Here is a 1840-nt window from a genome sequence, read left to right as displayed (position 1 = left end):
CCACACTTTCTTCTTCAATAGAAATTTTTTGTTTATAGAACAAAGTACCTTTTTCAATAGCTAAAATATAAGCAGATATATGTTTTATTGGAAAGCTTACAGCATGATTTAGATCTTCTTGCAAAATATTAAAATTTTCAAATCCGTATATTAAATCAATATTTACATTGTCAAAAAACTCAATAGTATTTTCAATTGAACTAAAACTTAGCTTAGAGTTGTGCAATCTCTGCAAAAATTGCAACTTTTGATCATTAAAAGATTGAATACCCAGGCTTATTCTTGTAAAACCAATTTCTTTTAATTTTTTTAGATAATTTTTTGTTGCATTGTTTGGGTTGACTTCAATCGTTATCTCACATGTTTTTGATATATGATATTTTTTAATTGTATTTAAAATTAATGTGAGTTCATCTGGTTTTAATAAAGACGGTGTGCCGCCTCCAAAATAGATTGTCTCAATGGTATATGAATTGTTTTTTAAAAAAAAACTTTCAATTTCTTTAACCAAAGCTTTTAAGTAGAGGGGCTTTATACTGATCGATTTTTCATATGAGATAAATGAGCAGTAAGGACATTTTTTATAGCAAAAAGGTATATGGATATAAACATAAAGCTTCATATTGAGAATTTTTTTATGACAATATTGTTTTTTTTACTAATAAGCTGGTCTGTAAGTAAGTATTTTTCTTCGAATATGGATGGTTTTTTTTGTTTTATATCATTATAAGAAGATTTATCTGATAATCTTAAAGCCAGATTGAAAAGCTTTTTTCCCATTAAATAATCTACAATAAATAAATCCGCGTTTTTCGTATTTTGTATTGTTTTATATATTGAATATTGATTCGAACTGTTTTTGCATAAAAATATTACAATACAATCAAATTTTATATCGAATGTACAATTTTCTAAATTTTCTACATTACAATCAAATATATCATCGTTAGGGAGATGTTCAAGCAGTATGGATTTTAAATAATTTATTTGTTTATAAAATACCAGGATATTAGAATAGTATTCAGGCTTTATAAAGGAGATAGTTTCAACAATATGAGGTTCGTATCTTAAATTTCTTATAAATTTGGTTTTTACAAATTTTTTAAATAGATCTTCAAACCCCATCTATTTTTCCACATCCAACAATTAAATCATCGTGATAGAATACAGCAATCTGACCTTTTGTTATAGCAAACAATGCTTCGTCTAAAAAGACTTTCCCAGTGTAGGGGTCCAATTTTGCCATTGTACTTTTAGATCTAAATCTGACAAGACATTCCACTTTATTGCTCTCAAACCATTCTTTGTTTTTAAGTAAATGTATCTGACTTATAGTAAATCTGTCAAAATATAGTTCATGTCTTTTTGCTATTGCAATATTACCACTAATTACATCAATGCTTTTTACGTAGTATGGTTCATTGGAAAATTTAATACCTTTTCTTTGACCAACAGTATAATTGTGAAAACCGTTATGCAAGCCTATTATTTGACCATTATATAGAATATAACCACTTTTTGTATGACTTATTAGATTTCTATAATCATTAACAAAACATAGATCGCTACTTTCCTGTAAATTAAGAGGTATTTTAATTTTAATATCTTTTTTTTCAAATTTTTTTAAAGGGAAAATTGTTCGCTCTATGGTGCTTTTTGGCAGATAAGCTAAAAAATAAGATTGATCTTTATTTGAAAAGTGTTTTTTTATAAAACCATTTTGTGTATCTGCATAGTGACCTGTTGCAATATAATCTATATTTTTTTTATTGGCTTGTTCAATCAAGATTTTAAATTTAACAAGCGGGTTGCATATACTGCAGGGATTCGGAGTAAAGCC

At 26.6% G+C, this 1840-nt stretch carries 3 protein-coding genes; all 3 read right to left on the bottom strand.

The features are described 5' to 3' along the window. The coding region (locus Q0C22_RS05245; RefSeq protein ID WP_291492495.1) for a coproporphyrinogen-III oxidase family protein at positions 1 to 622 on the bottom strand (622 nt) is incomplete at its 3' end. Beyond that, positions 619 to 1125: a hypothetical protein gene (locus Q0C22_RS05240; RefSeq protein ID WP_291492493.1), complete on the bottom strand. Its 507-nt coding sequence runs from the start codon at positions 1123 to 1125 to the stop codon at positions 619 to 621. The genes Q0C22_RS05245 and Q0C22_RS05240, both read right to left, overlap by 4 nt. Further along, on the bottom strand, positions 1115 to 1840 hold a 726-nt coding region (locus tag Q0C22_RS05235; protein ID WP_291492491.1), incomplete at its 5' end, for a tRNA methyl transferase PRC-barrel domain-containing protein. The genes Q0C22_RS05235 and Q0C22_RS05240, both read right to left, overlap by 11 nt.

The sequence above is a fragment of the Desulfurella sp. genome (assembly GCF_023256235.1).
Lineage (GTDB): Bacteria > Campylobacterota_A > Desulfurellia > Desulfurellales > Desulfurellaceae > Desulfurella.
The sequence above is the reverse complement of the archived record's forward strand: the minus strand, read 5'-3'. Positions and strand labels throughout refer to the sequence as shown.

Coding starts and splice junctions, on each gene's coding strand:
- Q0C22_RS05240 (WP_291492493.1), bottom strand. CDS start 1,125: ATGGGGTTTGAAGATCTATTTAAAAAATTTGTAAAAACCAAATTTATA.